General features: G+C 66.3%; 19 protein-coding genes. All 19 read right to left on the bottom strand.

Going from position 1 to position 21,487, the window contains the following annotated elements:
- Positions 1-4: 4 nt before the first annotated feature.
- The 19 genes from G5B40_RS03685 to G5B40_RS03595 all read right to left on the bottom strand — a co-directional run bounded on the left by G5B40_RS03685 (position 5) and on the right by G5B40_RS03595 (position 21,445).
- Positions 5-829 carry an IclR family transcriptional regulator gene (locus G5B40_RS03685; protein WP_165095143.1) on the bottom strand — a complete coding sequence of 275 codons (825 nt, stop codon included), beginning with the start codon at positions 827-829 and terminating at the stop codon, positions 5-7.
- A 250-nt stretch (positions 830-1,079) separates the two neighbouring features.
- Entirely contained in the window at positions 1,080-2,705 is a 1,626-nt protein-coding gene (locus tag G5B40_RS03680) for a dihydroxyacetone kinase subunit DhaK (protein WP_165095140.1), read from the bottom strand.
- Positions 2,706-2,715: 10 nt separating this feature from the next.
- The gene (locus G5B40_RS03675; protein ID WP_165095137.1) at positions 2,716-3,711 is read right to left on the bottom strand and encodes an ABC transporter ATP-binding protein; all 996 of its coding nucleotides are present in this window, start codon (positions 3,709-3,711) and stop codon (positions 2,716-2,718) included.
- A complete protein-coding gene (locus G5B40_RS03670) occupies positions 3,704-4,795 on the bottom strand; it encodes an ABC transporter ATP-binding protein (protein WP_165095134.1) in 1,092 nt (363 codons plus the stop codon). The genes G5B40_RS03675 and G5B40_RS03670 overlap by 8 nt, the downstream gene beginning before the upstream one ends.
- Before the next feature lie 3 nt (positions 4,796-4,798).
- On the bottom strand, positions 4,799-4,996 hold the full coding sequence (locus G5B40_RS03665) for a hypothetical protein (RefSeq protein WP_165095131.1): 198 nt from the start codon (positions 4,994-4,996) through the stop codon (positions 4,799-4,801).
- The gene (locus tag G5B40_RS03660) at positions 4,993-5,928 is read right to left on the bottom strand and encodes a carbohydrate ABC transporter permease (RefSeq protein WP_165095128.1); all 936 of its coding nucleotides are present in this window, start codon (positions 5,926-5,928) and stop codon (positions 4,993-4,995) included. The genes G5B40_RS03665 and G5B40_RS03660 overlap by 4 nt, the downstream gene beginning before the upstream one ends.
- The gene (locus G5B40_RS03655; RefSeq protein ID WP_165095126.1) at positions 5,925-6,872 is read right to left on the bottom strand and encodes a carbohydrate ABC transporter permease; all 948 of its coding nucleotides are present in this window, start codon (positions 6,870-6,872) and stop codon (positions 5,925-5,927) included. Before G5B40_RS03655 ends, G5B40_RS03660 begins: the two co-directional genes overlap by 4 nt.
- 69 nt (positions 6,873-6,941) lie before the next feature.
- On the bottom strand, positions 6,942-8,270 hold the full coding sequence (locus tag G5B40_RS03650; protein ID WP_165095123.1) for an ABC transporter substrate-binding protein: 1,329 nt from the start codon (positions 8,268-8,270) through the stop codon (positions 6,942-6,944).
- A gap of 250 nt (positions 8,271-8,520) precedes the next feature.
- Positions 8,521-9,666, bottom strand: coding sequence for a Gfo/Idh/MocA family protein (locus tag G5B40_RS03645; protein ID WP_165095121.1), 1,146 nt, complete (start codon positions 9,664-9,666; stop codon positions 8,521-8,523).
- Positions 9,667-10,725 (bottom strand): sugar phosphate isomerase/epimerase family protein, encoded by a 1,059-nt coding sequence (locus G5B40_RS03640; protein WP_165095118.1) that lies wholly within the window; start codon positions 10,723-10,725, stop codon positions 9,667-9,669.
- 26 nt (positions 10,726-10,751) lie between these two features.
- Complete coding sequence (locus tag G5B40_RS03635; RefSeq protein WP_165095116.1) at positions 10,752-11,783, bottom strand: LacI family DNA-binding transcriptional regulator; 1,032 nt, start codon at positions 11,781-11,783, stop codon at positions 10,752-10,754.
- Positions 11,784-11,858: 75 nt separating this feature from the next.
- The gene (locus G5B40_RS03630) at positions 11,859-14,531 is read right to left on the bottom strand and encodes a sensor histidine kinase (protein ID WP_165095113.1); all 2,673 of its coding nucleotides are present in this window, start codon (positions 14,529-14,531) and stop codon (positions 11,859-11,861) included.
- The gene (locus tag G5B40_RS03625; protein WP_165095111.1) at positions 14,528-14,794 is read right to left on the bottom strand and encodes a hypothetical protein; all 267 of its coding nucleotides are present in this window, start codon (positions 14,792-14,794) and stop codon (positions 14,528-14,530) included. Before G5B40_RS03625 ends, G5B40_RS03630 begins: the two co-directional genes overlap by 4 nt.
- Before the next feature lie 62 nt (positions 14,795-14,856).
- On the bottom strand, positions 14,857-15,219 hold the full coding sequence (locus tag G5B40_RS03620; protein WP_246209696.1) for a response regulator transcription factor: 363 nt from the start codon (positions 15,217-15,219) through the stop codon (positions 14,857-14,859).
- Between the two features lie 891 nt (positions 15,220-16,110).
- Positions 16,111-17,577: a DegQ family serine endoprotease gene (locus tag G5B40_RS03615; protein WP_165095108.1), complete on the bottom strand. Its 1,467-nt coding sequence runs from the start codon at positions 17,575-17,577 to the stop codon at positions 16,111-16,113.
- A 112-nt stretch (positions 17,578-17,689) separates the two neighbouring features.
- On the bottom strand, positions 17,690-19,054 hold the full coding sequence (locus G5B40_RS03610; RefSeq protein WP_165095105.1) for a HAMP domain-containing sensor histidine kinase: 1,365 nt from the start codon (positions 19,052-19,054) through the stop codon (positions 17,690-17,692).
- On the bottom strand, positions 19,041-19,718 hold the full coding sequence (locus G5B40_RS03605) for a response regulator (RefSeq protein ID WP_165103220.1): 678 nt from the start codon (positions 19,716-19,718) through the stop codon (positions 19,041-19,043). The genes G5B40_RS03610 and G5B40_RS03605 overlap by 14 nt, the downstream gene beginning before the upstream one ends.
- 212 nt (positions 19,719-19,930) lie before the next feature.
- On the bottom strand, positions 19,931-20,836 hold the full coding sequence (locus tag G5B40_RS03600) for a sulfotransferase (RefSeq protein WP_211907407.1): 906 nt from the start codon (positions 20,834-20,836) through the stop codon (positions 19,931-19,933).
- A 6-nt stretch (positions 20,837-20,842) separates the two neighbouring features.
- Positions 20,843-21,445 (bottom strand): riboflavin synthase, encoded by a 603-nt coding sequence (locus G5B40_RS03595; protein WP_165095100.1) that lies wholly within the window; start codon positions 21,443-21,445, stop codon positions 20,843-20,845.
- Between the last annotated feature and the right edge of the window lie 42 nt (positions 21,446-21,487).

Raw genomic sequence — 21,487 nt, 5'->3', positions numbered from 1 at the left:
GGGATCATTCTCCGCCGAGGCGCCGCGACAGACGCCCCGCCGCGTCGGTCGCGGCGGAAATGAGCGCGCCCCGGTCGGCTCCCGTGAGGCGTTGCTCGGGCGCGACGATGCTGATCGCCGCGATACAGCGGCCGTTCGCGTCGATCACGGGCGCCGCAACGCAACCCGCGTGCTCGTTGACCTCGTTGACCTCGCTGCCATAGCCCGCGCGCCGAAACGCCCGGACCGACGCCATGATCTCGTCGATATCCATGCAGGCTCTGCCGGATGGCGACTGGCGGATCGTGGCCGCGAGAAGCCGACGCAGCGCGGCGTCGTCCAGGTCCGACACCAGCAGTCGGCCGGCGGCGGCCCAGTTGACCGGCACACGTGAGCCGACATTGCTGACGATGCGGATGGGGCGAAGGCCTTCCTCCTTCATCAGCACATGCATGTGGTCGTCGAGCAGCACCGAGAACTGCACCGTCTCGCCCGTCTGGTCTCGCAGTTCCTCGACGATCCTGGCTCCATCCTTCATCAGATCGACCTGATTGCGGTAGGCCATGCCGAGCTGAAATAGCTTCCGGCCGAGGATGAGGCCGCCATTCTTCGCGGAGGTTTCGACATAATCCGCCTGCGCCAGCGTCCGGATCAGCTCGTAGGCCGAAGATTTCGGGATGCCGAGCCCGTCGATCATCTCCGCCATCGATACCGGCTCACCGCGTTCGAGCATGAATTCGAACATGCTCAGAACGCGCCGGACGCTGCGCGATCCGCCCTTGTCTCCTGCGTCGATCTCCGCGCCGTTCAATTCGCGCGCCGCCGCGGACGGCGATTTCCTTCGGGCCAATTCAAGTTCCTTCCCGGACTGCGCGCGGCTGGGGCGTTGTCGGCCGCCGCCCGGTCGCCGCAGTTTCCGTGAGTCCGGCTCCGCAATCGGGGACCGCAACATGCCTGTTTTGCGTGAGTTTCAGATTGTCCGTGTCGAACGCACAGTTTCCACATTCACGGAATTTAATCCGAGATCATGGAAAAGTCGATAGCGTCGGCAATGCGGCGGCGCGCTCATGAAATCCTCCCGTGGATGCGCAGCGGCGCCGTCATTCGCCCTTCGCCAGCCCCTCGAAAAGCCGCGCTACCGCCTCCGCGCCGGGGTCGTTGTGACCGGCGAGCTTGTCGGCGCCGACATAGCTTGCGCGGCCGGCCTTGGCGCGGATGATCGTCGCGGTCAGGTCTGCGCCGCGACGGGCCGCCTTCGCCGCTTCCTCCAGACCGGCGGGAAGCTTGTCGAGCGCCGGGCCGAGGGCATCGATCATCGTCCGGTCGCCTGGTCCGGCGCCGCCGACCTGCATCACGCGCTCCAGCGCCGCGCGGAGGGCGTCCGGCCAGTTCTTGCCCCCGGCCGAGGCGTCGCCCGCTGCGGTGAAGAAAATGGCGAGAAGGACGCCGGAGGAGCCGCCCATGGTCTGGCTCAACTCCATGCCAATGGCGCGAAAGAGCTGCGTCGTATCCGCCAGCGGCAGGCGATCGAGCGCGTCGATCAGCGCATGGGCCGCGGTCGCCAGCGTGGCTCCGGTGTCGCCATCGCCAGACAACGCGTCGAGCGCGTTGAGATCCGCCTCCGCCGCGATCAGAAGCGCGGCGCAGCGTTCGATCAGCGCCCGGCGGTCGGGATGCGCCGAGGCCAGCGGCCGGATCGGCGTCAATCCGTCGGGCAGGGGGAGCGTCGCCACCGCGCCGATGGGCGAGAGGCCGGGCCAGGCGCGCGGACCGACCGGCGCGCGGAGCGCGGCGATCTCCGCGCCCCCTGCAGGGAGAAGCGAGACGGAGAACCCCTGCATGTCGAGCGAGGTCATCAGCGGGGCCGGGCCGATCATCCATTCGACGCCCATGTCGGCGGCGGCGCGGGCCAGCTCCTCCGCCAGCACGCCCATCTCCAGCTCCGTCGCGCCGCCGAGATTGTTCAGGAGCGCGACGTGGGTGCCCGCGCCGAGATGCGGCTTCAGCCGGTCCAGCACCATCGTCATCGCCGCGCTCGCGCCGGTGAAGTCGACCTGCTCGATCCCCGCCTCGCCATGAATGCCGAGACCGAGTTCGGCCTTGCCGTCGCCGATCCGCGCAGCCTTCGGCGAGCCGGGGACGGTGCATGTGTCGAGCGACATGCCGATCGAGACCGCGCCGGCGACCACCTTCCGCGCCGCCGCTTCGACCTCGGCCAGCGAGGCGCCGCCCTCCGCCAGCGCGCCGGCGATCTTGTGGACGAAAAGCGTTCCGGCGACGCCGCGCGCCTGCGGAAGGTCGGGGAGCGCGATGTCGTCGTCGACGATCACCATCGCGACCTTCAGCCCGAAGGCGCGCGCCCGCTCGGCCGCGAGGCCGAAATTCAGCCGGTCGCCGGTATAGTTCTTCACGATCAGGAGACAGCCGGCCTTGCCGGTGACCGCGAGGATGCCGGCCAGGACCGCGTCGACCGAGGGCGAGGCGAAGACGTCGCCGCAGATCGCCGCGGTCAGCATCCCGGCGCCGACGAAGCCGGCATGGCTCGGCTCGTGGCCGGAACCGCCGCCGGAAACCAGCGCGACGCGGCTCCGGTCCCAGTCGGTCCGCATCACGACCTTGATATGCGGGTAGCCGTCAAGCCGGGCGAGTCGCCCCGACGAAAGCCTGAGGAGCCCGTCGATCGCCTCGGTGACGATGTTTTCTTTCGAGTTCATGAACTGTTTCATCGGAGGCTCCCTAACGGATACGCGCGCCGGCGGCGTTGAAATAAAGTGGTTCGCGCGGCTGGATGGAGATGGTCTCGCCGGGCCTGAGGGGGCTGTGCGGGTCGGTAAGCGCGATGACCTCATGGCCGTCGAGCGTGAGGTGCAGGCGGGTCTGATCGCCGAGGCGCTCGACGCGCACGACGCTGGCCTCGCGCCCCTCGCCCTCACGGATATGTTCGGGGCGGAGCCCGATGGTCGCGGCTCCATCAGGGGCGGGGCCGAAGAGGCCGGCGGGAAGCGTATTGATCCGAGGTTGGCCCAACCGCGCGGCGACATGGATACTGACGGGATTCTCGTAGATTTCGCGGGGCGGACCGAATTGCGCGAGACGTCCCTCGTCAAGCACTCCGACATGGGTGGCCATGGTCATCGCCTCGATCTGATCGTGGGTGACGTAGAGCAGCGTCGCGCCGGCTTCGCGCTGAATGCGTTTCAGCTCGATCCGAAGTTCCGCCCTGAGTTTGGCGTCGAGCGAAGAGAGCGGCTCATCCATCAGATATATGCGCGGCCGGCGGACCAGCGCCCGGCCGATCGAGACGCGTTGCATCTCTCCGCCGGAAAGCGCCGTCGCCTTGTTGTCGAGCTTGGCCGAGATATGCAACACTTCCGCCACCTCGCCGACGCGTTGCGCGATCTGGTCGGCCGGGAGGTTCAGGACCGGCGAGCGGAGCGGAAAGGCGAGGTTTTCCCGCACCGTGAGATGCGGATAGAGTGAATATTGCTGAAAGACCATCGCGACGTCGCGCCGGGCCGGGGTGTCCGCCAACACGGAGCGCCCGTCGATGCGGACATCGCCGGCGTCCGGCGTCTCCAGCCCGGCGATCAGTCTGAGCGTCGTGGTCTTGCCGGCCCCTGTCGGGCCGAGGAGGACGACGAATCCGCCATCCGGCACGGTCAGAGTCACATCCTGAAGCGCGCGGGCGGCGCCGAAGGATTTTGATAGCCTGTCGAGAACGACCTCAGCCATGCGCGGCCTCGTTCGCGGCAGTGCGCAGCGCGCGGCCCGAATTGGCGTCGAAAAGCGACAGCGTGGAGGTGTCCAGCGCCAGTCCGGTGATGTCGCCGACGCCGCCGCCTTCACCGACTGGCGTTCGGACGCGGACCTGACCGTGCGGCGTGGAGAGCGTGACGATCTGGCTCGCGCCGAGATATTCCACCGCTTCGATCCGGGCGCGGAGCGGGGCGGCGTCGCTGAGATGCAGGTGTTCGGGCCGGACACCAAGCGCGAGCGCGCCAGAGGCGGCCTCCCGGAGCGTGGGAATGGCGATATCCGTTTCGCCAAGCCGGACTACGGCGTCTCCGGCGGCGAGCGCGGCGTCGAATGCAAGGAAATTCATTGACGGCGAGCCGATGAAATCGGCGACGAACATCGTCGCCGGGTGATCGTAGATGTCCTGCGGCGCGCCGAACTGTTCGACGACGCCGTGGTTCATCACGACGATCTTGTCGCCCATCTGCATCGCCTCCAGCTGGTCATGCGTGACATAGACCGTGGTCGCGCCCATGCGGTCATGGAGCGCGCGCAACTCCTCCGCCATATGCTCGCGGAACTCAGCGTCGAGCGCGCCGAGCGGCTCATCCATGAGAAAGCATTTGGGGTCGCGCACGATGGCGCGGCCGAGGGCGATGCGCTGACGATCGCCGCCGGAGAGTCCGCCGACCGGCCGGTTCAGGATGTCCTCGATCCCGAGCAGGCGCGCGACCTCCAGCACCTTCGCCTTCGCCTCGCGTCGCCGCATGCCCTGACTGATGAGCGGATAGGCGATATTCTGGCGCACGTTCATGTGCGGATAGAGCGCGAACATCTGGAAGACGAAGGCGATGTCGCGCTGGCTGGCGGGTTTGCGGCTGACATCTTCTCCGCCGATCAGGATCTCGCCCGATGTCGGCAGTTCCAGCCCGGCGATCATCCGCAGCGTCGTGGTCTTGCCGCAGCCTGAGGGGCCGAGCAGCATGAAGAACTCCCCGTCCTCGACGGTGAAGGTCGATGACCGGACGGCGGTGAAATCGCCGAATTCCTTGCGGAGATTGCGGATGAGGATCTGAGCCATGCGCTATTCGGGAAAATGGCTGACGACGATGAACATCACCGTGCCGACCAATGTGACGATGAAGGACCAAGTGTAGAGCGCGAGCGCGAAGGGCTGCATCATCATCACGACGCCGGCCGCGATGATGATCGTCGCGGCCATCTCCCACGGCCCGCGACGGAAAAGACGCGGCTTGCTGTCCTGGCTCTTCACGCGATTCATTTTCGCACCGCTCCGAAGGTGATGCCGCGCAGCAGGTGTTTGCGCAGCAGGATGGTGAACACCATCACCGGGACGAGAAACAGCGTCGCGCCCGCAGCGACGGCGGGCCAGTCCTTCCCGACCCCGATGATCGTCGGAATGAAGGGCGGCGCGGTCTGCGCCGTGCCGGAGGTCAGGAGAACGGCGAAGGCGTATTCGTTCCATGAGAAGATCAGGCAGAAGATCGCCGTCGACGCGATGCCGGTCGCCGCCTGCGGCAACACGACCTTGTAGAATGCCTGAAAGCGGGTGTAGCCGTCGATCAGCGCCGCTTCTTCATATTCGACGGGGATCTCGTCGATGAAGCCTTTCAGCAGCCACACCGACAGCGAAAGATTCACCGCCGTGTAGAGCAGGATCATGCCGAGATGCGTGTCCGAAAGCCCGAGTTGGCGGAACATCAGGAAGATCGGGATGGCGATGGCGATCGGCGGCATCATCCGCGTCGAGAGGATGAAGAACATCAGATCGTCCTTCAGCGGCACCCTGAACCGGCTGAACGCATAGGCCGCCAGCGTGCCGAGAAAGACCGAGAGGAAGGTCGAGCCGAAGCCGATGACGACCGAGTTCAGGAAGCGTTCGCCATAACGGCTCGGCCCGGAGATGACCATGTCGTATTGCCGGACGATGCGGTCATACCAGGTCGCCGGCGGACCCAGCTCCTCGAGCGTTTCGGGCGTCATCCTCGTGCGGGTGGTGAAGAGGTTCACGTAACCTTCGAGCGTCGGCTCGAAAACCACCTTCGGCGGATAGGCGATGGCGTCGGAGGGCGACTTGAAGCCGGTGGCGACGATCCACAGAAGCGGCAGGATCGTGATCAGCGCGTAGCCGACGACAAGGATTCCTGCGATCCATTTCTGCCCGCGCGTGGCTTCGGTGATGGAAAAACTCATCGCTCCTTCACCTTGTTCAGAGCCTTCACGTAGATTGAGGCGAGTCCGAAAACCACGACGAAAAGAATGACCGCGTATGCGCTGGCGTAGCCGGTGCGCCATTTCTCGAACGCCTCGCGCTTGAGCGTGATCGAGGTGAGTTCGGTCACGCTGCCCGGCCCGCCGCCGGTCAGTTGCACCACCAGGTCGAACATCTTGAAATTCTCAATGCCGCGGAAAAGCACCGCGAGCATCAGGAACGGGAGAGCCATGGGCACGGTGATGGTCCAGAACTGCCGCCATTTGCTGGCCCGGTCGCACTCCGCCGCCTCGTAGATGCTGTCGGGGATGGAGCGCAGCCCGGCGAGGCAGATCAGCATCACGAATGGCGTCCACATCCACGTATCGACGATGACGATCGCCCAGGGCGCGAGATCGACATCGCCGATCATGGTGAAGGACGAAGGGTCCGCGCCGGTGAGAAAGGCGACGCCATAATTGAAGAGACCGATCTGCGGCTGGTAGAGGAATGTCCAGAAATTGCCGACTACGGCGGGCGACAGCATCATCGGCAGCACGATGACCGTGGTCCAAAAATTGTCGCCCTTGAATTTCTTGTTGATCAGATAAGCTAGTCCGAAGCCGATCAGCACCTGCAGCGCCAGCGTCCAGATCAGGAAATGCGCCGTCGCCTGCATCGAGTTCCAGATGTCCGGGTCGGTGAGGATGCGTTCATAATTGCGCAGCCCCACCCATTTGACATCCGCGTTGGCGCGGTTGGCGCGGTAATTGGTCAGGCTGAGCCGGATTGTCCAGATCAGCGGAAAGATGTTGATCGCGAGCAGAAGAAACACCGTCGGCCCGACAAAGAGCCACGCGATCGCCCGGTCGGACAGCCCGCCGAGGCGCCGCGCAAGGCGCACGGAAAGCCGCGGCGCGGCGCCGGTCGTGGTCTCGTCGCTCATTACCCGAATCCTGTTTCGGCATGATCGGGCGGGGCGTCTCCACACGCCCCGCCCGAAAGACGCGGCGGCTCAGAGCTTGCCGTCATCCTCGAAGGTTTCTGTCCAGTCCCGTACCAGACCATTCAGCGCCTCCTCGGCCGTGCCGTTGCCGGCGACGACGTAATCGTGGAAACGCTTCTGCGTGTCCTGCAGCAGAATGGCGTAGCTCGGCTCCGCCCAGAAATCCTTCACCACCGCCATCGAATCGAGAAAGGTCTGCGCGTAGGGCTGGCTGGATGGGAAGTCCGGCGCCAGCGTCACGGCCTTGAGGCAGGAATAGCCGCCCATCTTCCACCATTGCGCCTGCACTTCGGGCTGGGCGAACCACTTGATGTACTCAAGCGCGGCGTCCTGCTTCTCGGAATAGGCGACGACCGAAATGCCCTGTCCGCCGAGCTGCGCGAACTGGTCGCCATCGGGTCCGGCCGGGTTGACGAAATAGCCTGTCTTGCCGCCGCCGACATTGGCGTCGTTCTCGAATCCCGGCCAGGTGAAGGCGAAGTTCATCTGCATCGCGACCTGACCCGACTTGAATGCGTCGATGCCCTCGCTCATGTAGCCGTTGGACGAGCCCGGCGGCGTGCAGCAATCATAGAGTTCCTTGTAGTATTCGAGCCCGGCGATCGCGCCGGGCGAATTGACATAGCCCTCCATGTCATAGGGCTTGTCCGGGTTCTGATACTGGAAGCCGAAACTGTAGAGCACGTCCATCGCGCCCATGGTGATGCCCTCGGAGCCGCGCTCGGTGTAGATTGAGGCGCCGTAGACCGTGGTGCCGTCGATCTCGCGGTCCTGGAAGAACGCCGCGATGTCCTTCAGTTCGGCGAATGTCGCCGGGGGGGCCAGATCGCGGTCGTATTTCTCCTTGAACTCGGCCTGAAGCTCCGGCCGCTCGAACCAATCCTTGCGATAGGTCCAGCCGACGACGTCGCCGAACGCGGGCAGGGCCCAGTAGTTCGGCGTGTTCTTTGGCCACTCCGAATAGCCGGTCACCGTGGCGTCGATGAAGTCGTCCATCTTGATGCCGTTGGCGTCGAAGAAATCGTTCAGCTTGATGTAATGCCCGTTTTCAGCCGCGCCGCCGATCCACTGGCTGTCGCCAATCATCAGGTCGCAGAGCTGACCGCCGGAGTTGAGTTCGTTCAGCATCCGATCGGTGAAATTCGTCCAGGGAACGAATTCGAAATTCATCGAGTGGCCCGACTGCTTCTCGAAGTCCTTCGAAAGTTCCACGAGCGCGTTGGCCGGGTCCCAGGACGCCCAGCAGAGCGTGAGATCTTCGGCGCTGGCGGCGCCGGGGGCGGCGAACGCCACCGCGATCGCTGTGGTCGCCGTCAAGGCGAGATGCGTGGATTTCATGGCTGATCCCCCTCCCAGAGGTCGATGTGGCCGGTTCGAATCCCCCGGCTTTTGAGCTTGTGAATGAGGATAGGGCGGGGGCGCCAAGACTGTAAACGGATTTATGAGGTACGTCCCTCATTTGTGATCGACGGGTGCGCGTGTTTACAACGGTCTTCAGGAGCGCGCGTTCGCGGCCGGTGGTGTGTTCGCACCGCGCGCCAACATAGCCGTCGGTGCGGGCTCCCGCCGGGCCAGACGTAACGTCGCTTCAGACCGCCGGCCGCACCCAGGCGCCGTTGCGGGTGGATGAACGGATGCAGGCGTCGACGAAGGCGACCCCCGCAAGCCCTTCGCGCACGCCGGGGAGGGTCGCCGCCGGTTCCGGCGGCGCCCCGGCCTGACGCGCGCGGATCGCCGCCGCCGCCTCGGCGTAGATATTCGCGAACCCCTCCAGATAGCCCTCAGGATGGCCGGCGGGCGTGCGGCTCATCCGCGCCGCCGCCGCTCCCGCGCCGGGGCCGGCGCGGGTGATCCGCCGCTTTGGTTCGCCCAGTGGCGCGTGCCAGAGCGTATCTGGCGCCTCCTGCGCCCATTCGAGGCCGCCTTTCGCTCCATAGATGCGCACCCGCAGCGCGTTCTCGTTTCCGGGTGCGATCTGCGAGCACCAGAGCATCCCGCGCGCCCCGTCTTCCAGTCGGAGCATGACATGGGCGTTGTCGTCGACCCTCCGTTCGGGAACGAAGCTCTGGAGATCGGCTGAGAGCGCCTCGACCTCCAGCCCGGTGATGAAACCGACGAGGTTGAAGGCGTGCGTGCCGATATCGCCGATGGCGCCGCCGGGGCCCGAACGCGCAGGGTCGGTGCGCCACGCGGCCTGTTTCTGCCCGGTTTCCTCCAGCGGTTCGGTCAGCCAGTCCTGCGCGTACTCGACCTGGACGAGTCGGATCGCGCCGAGCGCGCCCTTGCGAATCATCTCCCGCGCCTGCCGGACCATTGGATAGCCGGTATAGTTATGGGTGAGGATGAAGAGCGCGTCCGAGCTTTCGACGGCTTTGGCGAGAGACTTCGCTTCCCGCAGCGTCGTCGTCATCGGCTTGTCGCAGATGACATGAACGCCGCGCCTCAGGAACGCCTTCGCCGGCGCCGCGTGCATGTGGTTCGGGGTGACGATGGCCACGGCTTCGACGCCGGCCTTCAGTCGCGCCTCGCGCTTCGCCATCGCGTCGAAATCACTGTAGACCCTGTGCGGGGTTAGACCGAGATCCCCGCCCGAGGCGCACGAACGATCCGCATCCGCGCTGAAACAGCCGGCGACAAGCTCGAAATGATCGTCGAGCCGCGACGCAATCCGATGGACGCCGCCGATGAAGGCGCCGCGCCCGCCGCCGACCATGCCGAGCCTGATCCGCGCCATCTAACCCTCCAGCCCGAGAATGCGGCGGTTGGCGGCTTCGTCGGCGCCGGAGCCGGCGAAATCGTCGAAGGCGCGTTCGGTGACGCGGATGATATGATCGCGGACGAAGGCTGCGCCCTCGCGCGCGCCGTCCTCCGGGTGTTTCAGCGCGCACTCCCATTCGACCACCGCCCAGCCGCCGAAATCGCGATGCGCCAGCTTCGAGAAGATGGCGCCGAAATCGATCTGCCCGTCGCCCAGGCTGCGGAACCGCCCGGCGCGGTCGGCCCAGGACTGGTAGCCGCCATAGACGCCCTGTCTTCCGGTCGGGTTCAACTCGGCGTCCTTGACATGGAACATGCCGATCCGCTCGTGATAGATGTCGATATTCGCGAGATAATCCAGCCCTTGAAGCAGGTAATGCGACGGGTCGTAGAGCATCTTGGCGCGGGCGTGCCCGCCGACGCGCTCGAGGAACATCTCGAAGGAGGCCCCGTCATGGAGGTCTTCGCCGGGGTGAATTTCGAAACAGAGATCGACGCCCTTCTCCTCGGCGTGATCGAGGAGCGGGAGCCAGCGGCGGGCCAGTTCGTCGAAGGCTGTCTCGATCAGCCCGGCCGGGCGCTGCGGCCAAGGATAGACATAGGGCCAGGCGAGCGCGCCGGAAAAGACGGCCAGCGCATCGATGCCGAGATTGCGCGAGGCGTCGATGGCCCGCCGCACCTGATCGACCGCCCATTCCCTCCGCGCCTTCGGGTTCCCGCGCACCTCGGGCGCCGCGAATCCGTCGAATATCTCGTCATAGGCCGGGTGAACTGCGACGAGCTGGCCCTGAAGATGCGCCGAAAGCTCGGTGATCACGACGCCGCTGTCCGCCGCTACGCCGGCGAACTCATCGCAGTAATCTTTCGACTCGGCGGCGCGGAAAAGGTCGAAAAGGCGCGCGTCCCAACTCGGAACCTGCACGCCGGAATAGCCGCAGGACGCCGCCCAGCCTGTGAGTCCGTCCCATGAATTGAAGGGCGCGCCATCGCCGACGAACTGCGCGAGAAAAAGCGCCGGGCCCTGAATTGTCCTCATCGTCTCCTCCTCATCGCGCCGTCGCTTCATCGGGCGGGTAGATTTTCGCGTATCACCACCTCGATGCGGATCTGCTCCTGCGCCGCGTCGATCGGCATCCCATCGGTGTGCGCGCGCAGAACCCGGAGCGCGCTTCTGACGACATGGCCGACATTCTGCGTGATGACGGCGTCGAAGGCGCCGGAGGCGACGGCGTCGCGGTTATGCGCGGTCAGTTCATGCGCGACGACGGTCATGTTGTCGAGCCGGCCCATGCGCCCCAGCGTGCGGGTCAGCGCGCGGTTGCCGGCGCCGAGCGAATAGACGCCTCTGACGGCCGGTTCGTTCTTCAGCATCTCTCCGATCGCGCGAGCGATGGTGTCAGGGTCGTCATGCCCCTCGAGGGTTTGCAGCGGAGTGAGATGCGGGAAATCGCGCCGCATCACCTCGTCGAAACCGAGTCGGCGCTCGATGCTCTCGCGTAGCTGCATCGAGGTTGCGAGCACCATCACCGGCGCCGGACGGGGGCCGAGGAAACGGCCGAGAAGCACACCCGCCGTGCGTCCCGCCGCGAAGTTGTCGATGCCGACGAAATGGTCGCGCTCGGTATTCGGCAGATCGGAGACGAGCGCGACGACTTTCAACCCCTTTTCATGGAGTGCGCGGATCGCATCGCGCACATGCGGCGTCTCCGGCGCCATGATCGCGGCGCCGTCGAACCCCTGTTTCGGCAGATCGCCGAGCGCGCGAACCAGCGCGTGCGGATCCTCGGCGGGAAAGGTCAGCGTCTCGATCGCGGTGCGGCTCGCGGCGCCGGCCGCCGCCGACGCGGCCACGGTTTCGCGTAGCGAAGCGAGGAACTGGCCCGCGCCGTCGGGGATGACGAACGCCATGCGGTAATTGCGCCCGCGCGCAAGATTGGCGGCGGCGACGTCGCGCACATAGCCGAGGCGCCGGATCGCCTCGTTGACGCGCAGCACGGTCGTCTCGCGCACGCCGGGGCGGGCGTTCATCACCCGGTCCACGGTGGCGAGGCTGACGCCGGCCTCCCGCGCGATATCGTTGACAGTGGGTCGCACCGCTCCCGCCCTCCGTTCCCAGCGCACTATTCCGGCGGCTCTGAGGTGCGTCAATCAGAAGTCGCGGGCGCCCGGTCAGCCGCGTGTGCCCGCCAGCGGCGCCCTGAGGATGAAGTGCGCGCCTCCGCCGGATTCCGGCGCGAGTTCGATCGAGCCTTTGAAAAGCGTCATGAACTTCCGGCAGATCGGCAGGCCGAGACCGGCCGATCCCCGGGTCGAACGGCGAAAGAAGGTCTCGAATATCCGGTCACGATCCCTGGGTGCGACTCCGGGGCCGTTATCGATGACATCGACGCGGTACTCGCGCCCGTCCTTGGCGGTGCGGATTTCGATCTCGGCGACCGGCTTGTCGTTGTGAATGATGGCGTTCGAGATCAGATTGATGAATACTTGGGTGAGGCGATCCGGGTCGGCCTCGATCACCGCGTCGCCGGCACGATTTTCCCATTTCAGATTGACGCTGGTTTTCTCGTGCGGCGCGAGGGAGATTTCGATGGCTGAGGCGAGCGCCGCCTCCGCGTCGATCGGCCGGCGCTCGGCCGGAAGCGGATCGTCGAGGAAGCTCAGGTCGCGGATTTCGTCCAGAAGGCGGGTGAGGCGCAGGCTTTCAGTCTGGATAATCCCGGCGAAGCGGCCCCGTTGCGCGGCGTCGAGACCCGGGTTGCGTTCCAGAATCTCGGCGAAGGAGCGCACGGAGGTCATCGGCGTGCGTAACTCGTGGCTCACCTGGCTGAGAAACTCGTCCTTGCGCGCATCGAGCGTCTTGAGCTGCTCGTTGGCGGCCCTGAGCTGGCGCGCGGTCTGTTCGGCTTCGGCGGATTTGGCGCGCAGCGCCTCGGTCGCGCGGCGCAGTTTGGCGTTCTCGTCAGCCATGTCGACCAGCTCCGCCATGGAGATCTTCTCGCCCCCGGCGATGCGGTTGACCATCGCGTGAGCGGACGCGGCGCCGACCGAACCTGCGAGTCGCCGCTCCAGCCCGGAGATGAAGAACGGGGTCGGGTCGGGCAGGCCGGTCGCTTTTCCCTGCCGGGCCGCCGCGCCGCGAAATACGGCCGTCGCTTCGCTGGTGCCGAGGATGCGCTGCGCGAGGATATAGAGATCTGAAGAGGCGGCGGACCGGCGCACGAGACTGAAAGCGCGGAGGGGTTCGGCCCGGAAAACATCTACGAATAGCGCGCCCTGAAGGCGTTCCAGTGGGCTCATCCGGCTCATCAGGCTGACAAGGACCAGCGCCGTGGCGTTGACTCCGAGGCTCCAGACCGTGGCGTGAACCAGCGGGTCCGCGCCGGGGGAGCCGAAGAGCGCGTAGGGTCTCAGGAGGCCGATTCCAAACGGTCCGTCCGCCAGCACCGAGGCGGGCAGCGCGACATCGCCGCCAAAGCTGGGCAGAAACAGCGTCCAGAGCCACAGCGCGAAGCCGAGCGTCAACCCGGCCGCCGCGCCGGTCCGCGTCGCGCCGCGCCAGAAAACGCCCGCCAGCAGCGCCGGCAGGAATTGCGCGACGCCGCAGAACGCGATGAGCCCGGTCGCCGCCAGCGCGTCCGACCGTCCGGCGACGCTGAAATAGGCGTACCCGAGCGAGAGTATGCCCAGGATCGCCACACGGCGGGAGGTGAGAAGCGCGCTCTTGACGTCGCCCGAACGTTCCGACCCCGCCTCGCTCATCAGCCGGACCGAGAGCGGCGCGACGATATGGTTTGAGACCATGGTGGAAAGCGCGATGGTGGAGACGATGACCATCGAGGTCGCGGCGGAGAGCCCGCCGATGAAGGCGAAGATCGCCAGTTCGTTGTCGCCGCGGTTCAGCGGCAGCGTCAGGACGAAGAGATCCGGGTTCGCGCCGGCGGGCGCGGCGCCGACGCCGATTGCGGCGATCGGCAGGATGAAGAGCGACATCAGCAGCATGTATGTCGGAAACATCCACGACGCGGTCAGCAGATGCCGTTCATCGGTGTTCTCGACCACGGTGACCTGAAACTGGCGAGGCAGGCAGATGATCGCGGCGGCCGAAAGAAACAGCAGCGTCATCCAGCGCGGGCCAAAGGTCTGGTCGAGATTGAGGCTCTCCGCCGTGGTCCCGGCGAAGGTCGCCTCGACGCCGCCGGCGACCGAAAAGACCGCATAGAGGCCGACCGCGATCACCGCCGCGAGCTTCACCACCGCTTCCATCGCGATCGCGGCGACGACGCCGTAGTGACGCTCGTTCTCATCGAGCGAGCGGGTGCCGAACAGGATCGTGAAGAGCCCGAGCCCGAGCGCGGCGACGAATGCGATCTTCCTGTCCTGGCTCGGATCGCCACCGGTAATGACTTCGTAACTGAGCGTCAGCGACTGAAGTTGAAGCGCGATATAAGGCGTCGTCGCGGTGACAGCGACAACCGTCGCGAAGGCGGCGAGGGCGCGGGACTTGCCGTAGCGAGAGGATATCATGTCGGCGATCGACGTGATCCGGTGCGTCCGCCCGATGCGGACGAGCTTGCGGATCAGCCACCACCAGCCGATGAAGACCAGCGTCGGCCCGAGGTAGATGGGGGCGAATTCCAGCCCCTTGCGCGTCGCCGCGCCGACTGCGCCGTAGAACGTCCAGGCGGTGCAGTAGACCGAGAGTGAAAGAGTGTAGGTCAGCGGCGAGCGCAGCCAAGCGACGCCGCCCCGCGCCGCCCGCCGGTCCACCCACCAGGCGAGTAGAAAAAGCAGCGCGACATAGCCGAACGACACGGGAAGGATCATGTCGACGCCGAAAGTCATGCGTCGCCCTCGCTTCCCATGCGGTCCGGGTTTGCGCGCTTGATCCGGCGCGCGAGCAGATAGGCGCAGAGGACCAGCGCCACCCAGGCCGCGAACATGTAGGCGACGATCATCGGAACGCCGAAGACGCCGGCGTCGGAGGCGAAAAGCCCAATCAGCGGCGGCGTGAACAGCGCGAGACCGGCGATCGGCAGCGCCATGGCGGCTTCGTATGTCCGCTCGGCCTTGAATGCGGCCTTGTCGGCCATGTCGGCCTCAGTCATCGCGAGCGTCTGATTATCCTCTGGCGGAGGCGACCCCGGCGGTTCGGCTGGGGGCGGCGCCGTCATCCCGCGAGCGCCTTGACCGTCGCGATCAGCTCCGCGTTCGAGAACGGCTTGGTCATGAACCGGTCGGCGCCCGAGGCTTCGGCGGTCTCGCGGTCGCGTCGCTGGCCTTTCGCAGTCAGCACCAGAACCGGCAGCGCCGCCAAATTTGGCTTGGCGCGCACGCGGCGCAGAAGTTCAAAGCCGTTCAGCCCGGGCAGCATGACGTCGAGGACGAGAACATCGGGCGGCGCGGCGTCGAGCGCCGCGAACGCCGCCTCGCCATCGTCATGCGCGGTCACCTCGAATCCCTCGCGACTGAACAGGAAGGTCAGGCTCTCGACGATATGCGGTTCGTCCTCCACGATCATCACGCGGGCCATTAGCCAGTTTCCCCCCATTGTCTCGGGGCCGCGCCCCGTTCAGCGCAGTAGGGCAGGACAGACGTTGAAAATCAACGACGGAACGGCGACGCGGACGCGCGTGTGCGGCCGGATGGACGGAATGCGATTCTAGCCGCATCGGCGGCGCCGCGTTGCGAAATTCCGCCACCCGACGCCGGAGCGGCTCAAGCTGGTCAGGTAGGTCGACCTGTTTCCACCCAACCTAATGCTGATCTGCATGCTCTTCACGCCGGGCGTCGCCAATCAGGGAGTCGCGCGGCTGACCGCGCATCTGCTCACCTTCTGCTCTACGGTGGTGTTCACCACCGCTCCGCCGGTGACCGTGCCCGCCTATGCGGGTAGACCCGATCCGGACCTCTGTCGAGCGCCCCAGGATCGGTCTCGCGGCCTTCTTGGCGCAGGGATGGTTCTTTGGTTGGGCCAACTGGATTGCCTGGGCCGGCCTCGCCGCAGGCGGTCTGACCATGATCGTCGGGGGCTAGGTGACTGGCGCGATCAGCGTGGGCATCGCGGTCGTGCTCGTCCTGATCCTGAGAGGACGCGTGACCGTCTTGGATTCCGCCCGTGGGGCCGACGAATGGCAGGGACAGGCGCCACGTTGCGAGGCCGCGCCCCCAGAGCGGGGGAGGCCATATCCTTTGAATCAGACCGGAAAGCACCGGACATGTAGGCCACCACAGGCGCATCCAGAGCGGCATTGCTGTTAATCGGCGCCAAGGCCCCGACGACCCGTCCGGCATGGCCCATACAGCGCAGCGAGCGGACAGCGTCGGGCCAGCGTTGTTCACGGCGGAGCGGGGGCCAGAGTCCGGGGCCGCCGGCCGCGCGATAGCGGCGGCCGGTGGCTGTTTTTGTTATGGCGGTTTGGCGTCACGCCTTCAGATGCACGCCGACAAAGATCCTGCCGCCAGGGCGTTCCACCTGCAGCAGCGCCGCATCCTTCTTGATCTCGCCGACAGCGGTTTCGAGTTGCTTCGGCGATGTAACGGGCTGGTCGCCTACGCGCACGATCAGGTCGCCGACCCGAAGCCCGGCCTCCGCCGCAGGCCCGTCCGCATCGAGATCCGCGACGACGGCGCCTGAGGCGTCGGGCTCCAGGTTGAGGCGCTGGCGCGTCTCGGGCGTCAGTGCGGCGAAGGTCGCGCCGAGCCGGTCTGAGACGGCGCCGCCAGCGGGCGCGATTTCGCCCGCGTCGGCATGTCGCTCCGCCTTCAACGCGCCGATCTTCACCTTGACCGTCTTCTCGGCGCCGTCACGGATGATGTCGACCGGGACGGTCTCGTTGGCGGGAACGGCTGCGACAAGGCGCGGAAGGTCGTGGCTGGCGCCGACTTCCTGACCGTTGAAGCCGACGATCACGTCGCCCGCCTTCAGCTTTCCGGTCGCCGGCGCGTCCTCCAGCACTTGCGCGACGAGTGCGCCGTGCGGCGTCTCCATGCCGACGGCGAGGCCGATTTCGGGCGTCACGTCCTGGATGGAGACGCCAAGCCAGCCGCGCTGCACTTCGCCTTCGTCCTTCAGTTGGGCGACGACGAATTTCACCGTGTTCGAGGGGATGGCGAAACCGACCCCGACCGAGCCGCCCGACGGCGAATAGATCGCGGCGTTGACGCCGATCACCTCGCCTTCGAGGTTGAACAACGGTCCGCCCGAATTGCCGTGGTTGATCGCGGCGTCGGTCTGGATGAAGTCGACATAGGGTCCGGCGTGGATATCGCGACCCTTGGCCGAGATTATGCCGCGCGTGACCGTTCCGCCGAGGCCGAACGGATTGCCGACCGCGACCACGTCGTCGCCGACCCGCATCGTGGCGCTGTCACCGAGTTTCAGAAAGGGCAGGTCTTCCGCGTCGACCTTGAGAAGCGCGAGGTCGGTCTGCTCGTCGACGCCAACGACCTGCGCGTCGAACTCACGTTCGTCGGAGAGCTTCACCCGCACTTTCGTGGCGTTGTCGACGACATGGTTGTTGGTGACGATGTAGCCGTCGCTCCCGATCATGAAACCGGAACCGAGCGCGTGCGACGGCGCGCCGCCGTCACCGCGCCGCATGCCTGGCGGCGGCTGGAAGCGCTTGAAGAATTCGTCGAAGGGAGAGCCGGGGGGAAACGGGCTCTCGCCCATGCCGCGCCCGGCGGCGACCTGCCGCTCCTGCGTTGTAAGAACCGTGACCACCGCGGGGCTGACCCGCTCCACGAGATTGGCGACCTGATGCGGTTCGGTGTCGGCGCTGGCGACTGGCGACCAGAGCAGCGCCGCAGCGAGGCCGGCGCAGGCGCCAATCCCGATAGCGCCGGCGCGGGCCGGTCGGGGCCGGTGCGTCTTTGCGTGATATGTCATTTCAGTTTCCTTGATCGGCGGCCCGCTCGGGACGGGCCATGAACGCCATATCGGCGCCGATCCATGCATGCGTGTTTCGCGATTCTTACGAATTCGTAAGATTTCCGGCGGGTCAGTCGGCGACAGCCCGAAACCGGATCGAGACGCGGAGTCCGGGCGCGTTGTCCGAGAGCCGGAGCTTCGCGCGGTGACGGTCGGCGACGGCGCGGACCAGCGCAAGGCCAAGCCCGGCGCCGCCCGCCTCGCCGAGTCCGGAAAGCTGATGGAGGGGTTTGACCGCATCTTCGCGCCGCTCTGCTGGAATACCGGGCCCATGATCGGCTATCTCGATCAGCACGTCCCGATCGTCGCGGCGCGCGCCAAGCGTCACCTGCGTTCCCTCGGGCGCGTAGCGAGCGGCGTTCTCCACGAGGTTCACCAGCATCTGAAAGAGCATTCGCCGGTCGCCGCTGATCCAAGCGGGATCGTCCGGCGGCGTTTCGAAGATCAACTCGCGCCCGGCCTCCTCCAGCACGGGCTGATAGGTCTCCGCGATCTCTTCGACCAACGCCGTCGCCGAGACCCGTTCGAACCCGGCGGTATCGTCCGAGGATGCGATGCGCGCGATGCGCAGGATCGTCTCGAAGGTCTCGCCGATCCCTTCAATCTCAGCGCTCGCCGCGTTCAGCGCCGCTTCGCGCTCATCGGCGCCGGTCCGCTTGTCGGAGGCTTTCTGGACGGAGAGGAACGCGCGGTTGAGCGGCGTCCTGAGGTCATGGGCGACCGCGATGATCGAATTCCTCGTGGTCTCCATCAACGTCGAAAGCCGGTCGAGATGCGCGTTGATCATCACCGAGATCCGGTCGATCTGATCACGCCCCGCGCCGACTTTCAGCCGCGCGCCGCTTTCGCCGCGCGAGACGTCCTCCAGCACCGCCGCCATCTTTTCCAGCTTGTCGAGGGCGCCGCGGCTGACGAAATAGCCGATCGTCAGCGAGACGAGAATGACCACCGCGCCGGCAATCAGCAGCGCCCTTGTGAGCGTCCTTTCCATCGCTTCGACGAGGTCGAGGCGTCGCCCCACCACAACCTTGCGCCCCGCCAGCGACACGACCTCCACATGATAGCCCTGCGCGGCTTTCGCCCCGGCCACCTTCTGGGCGATCGTGCCCCAGCCATAGAAGTCCGGCGCCAGTTCGACATCGCCGGCGAGGCGCGCGCCGTTCTCGGCGAAGAGCCCGACGATGGGCTGCGCCGGCATCCGGGATCGGGCGAGCCGGTCAATCGCGTCGGAGAGGGCGGAAGGACCTTCGTTCCGGTAGATCTCGTCGAAGAGAATGACCTCCTCCACGATCTTCGACCGGATGTCGTTGATCATCGATGCGCGCACGATTTCGAGGATGGCGAAACCGGCGATCAGCATCACGACGCAGAATACCGAGAGCGACAGCGCGACGACGCGAAACGCGGCGCCGGAGAGGATATTACCGGGGCGCATGAAGCGAATAGCCGGAATTGCGCGTGGTGTGGATCAGCGGCGTCTCGAAGGGCTTGTCGATCTTCGCGCGGAGCCGGCTCATATGCGTCTCGACGACGGAGGTCTTGGGATCGAAACTGAAATCCCAGACCTGTTCGAGCAGCATGGTTCGGGTGACGATGCGCCCGGCGTTGCGCATCAATATCTCCAGAAGCGCGAATTCTTTCGCCAGCAGGTCGATGGTCACTCCGCCGCGGCTCGCGGTGCGGGTCAGAAGATCCAGTTCCAGATCATGCACCCGGAGCCTGGTCGTCGCCTCGCTGGCGGCGGGGCGGCGGGCCAACGCCGCGATCCGGGCGGTCAGCTCGGAGAAATGAAAGGGCTTGACAAGATAGTCGTCGCCGCCCGCGCGCAAGCCCTCCACGCGGTCGTCGACATCGCCCATGGCGGTGAGAAAGATCACCGGCATTCGACGCCCGGCGGCGCGCAGCGCCTTCAGGACGGAAAGCCCGTCCATCCCCGGCATCATCCGGTCGAGGACGATGATGTCGCAAGGGTTGTAGAGGCAATAGGAGAGCGCATCGCGACCGTCGGAAACGACCACGACGTTATGGCCCTCCTCGCTTAGCCCCTTACGGATAAACTCGGCGGCCTGCTGGTCATCCTCAGCCACCAGTATCTTCATTCCGCGGACCATTGGTTTGCGCCGGTCGTCGTCGCCGGCGGGCCGACTATAGACCGACCCTCCCCGTAGGGCGCAACACGCGCGCCGCGCTTCTCCGGCGTCTTCCTGCCCCTCCGCGGGCCGGCTGACCAGCCACGCGCGCCGGTTCCTGACCCTTCGCGAGGCGTATCAGTCAGCGGGGGCGGATCGGGTGAGCGGTCGTTCCGCGGCGTTCAACTTCTGGAAAGACCCCAACTCGCCGGCGTCTCGGCGCCCAGCCGCTCCTTGATGAAAGCGTAGGTCGGCGCGAGCCGGGCGCGCGCTTCCGCGGCGTCGCGCTGCGGCAGCGCCGCCTCCGGAGAAGCGTTCACGCGGCGCTCAGGCGCGGCTGGCGGCGGGGCGAGGCCGATCTGCGTGGCGAGTGCCGCGAGCGCCGACTCGTCCGTCGTCAGGTGTTCGTAAAAGCCGATCGCGACTTCCTCGCGCGGAAACGCTGACCAGAGCGCGCTGAGCGTCGTCTCGTAGCGGCTGCGCGCCATCACCACGGGGTCCTTGAGCGCGGCGCGGAAAATGCGCGCCGGGTCCTTGCCCCGCGCCGCGCCGAGCGCGCGGGCGTAGGAAAAGAGCCGCTCCACCGGGTCGCGCATGACGAAGACAGGGCGGAGCCGAACGCCGGCGGCCCTGAAATACGCCGCGACATTCTCGAGATCGTCCGCGTCCAGCAGCGCGTATTCGGGCGAGACGTCGATCATGAAAGGCTTCGCGCTCGCCGCGGCGAAATGCTCCAGATAGGCGGCGGGGCGCTGAAGGGCTGCGCGCCGGGCTGCATGGGCGCGGGCGCGCGGGCCGTCCGGGTTGCGGGCGCGGATGCGCGCCTCGTTTTGCGCCATGATCCGGCTGACATCCGCAGTGAGGTCCGGGCGTAGCCAGCAATCGAAGAAATGCCACTCCTTCAGCGCCGGCGCGGCGATTTCCGGCGCGGCGGCGAGACGCGAGAACAGCCAACTCGACCCCGCTTTCTGCGCGCCCAAGCCGAGGATCATGGTTCGCCCTTCGAGGCGCTTGCGCGTCTCCGGTTCGAAGTAGAGACCAGCCAACGGAAATGCGGGCCGCCGCGCGCGTTTCAGGATCGACGCCATGACGGCTTATGCGGCTTCCGCCAGCCGCGCGACATAGCGCGCGAGCACATCGATCTCCAGATTGACTTTCGCGCCGATTTCAAGCGCGCCGAATGTCGTGACCGCGCGGGTGTGGGGTATGAGGTTCACGCCGAAATTCGCGCCGTCGACCTCGTTCACGGTCAGCGATGCGCCGTCCATCGCGACAGAGCCTTTCGCGGCGATAAAGCGGACGATCGGGGCGGGTGCGGATACCGTCGCGCGAAGGCTCTCTCCATCAGGCGTGAGCGCGACGATCTCGCCGACGCCGTCGACATGACCGCTGACGATATGGCCGCCCAACTCGTCGCCGACCTTCAGCGCGCGCTCAAGGTTGAGATGGTCGCCGGTTCCAAGCCCCCCTAGCGTTGTCTTCGAGAGCGTCTCCGCCGATACATCGGCGGTGAACCAGCCGCCGCGCGCGTGCGGCCCGCGCGCCGTCGCCGTCAGACATACGCCGGAGCAGGCGATCGAGGCGCCGATCGCGATCGTTTCCGGGCGATAATCGCAGGCGACGGTCAGACGCAAATCGTCGCCGCGCCGTTCGGTTGCGGTGATTTCGCCCATCGACGTGATGATTCCGGTGAACATGGCTGTGCCCTTCGCATTCAGCGGACGATTAATGCCATTGGC

Origin of the sequence: Pikeienuella piscinae (assembly GCF_011044155.1) — a bacterium.
In the GTDB taxonomy this organism is placed as follows: Bacteria; Pseudomonadota; Alphaproteobacteria; order Rhodobacterales; family Rhodobacteraceae; genus Pikeienuella; species Pikeienuella piscinae.
The sequence above is the reverse complement of the archived record's forward strand: the minus strand, read 5'-3'. Positions and strand labels throughout refer to the sequence as shown.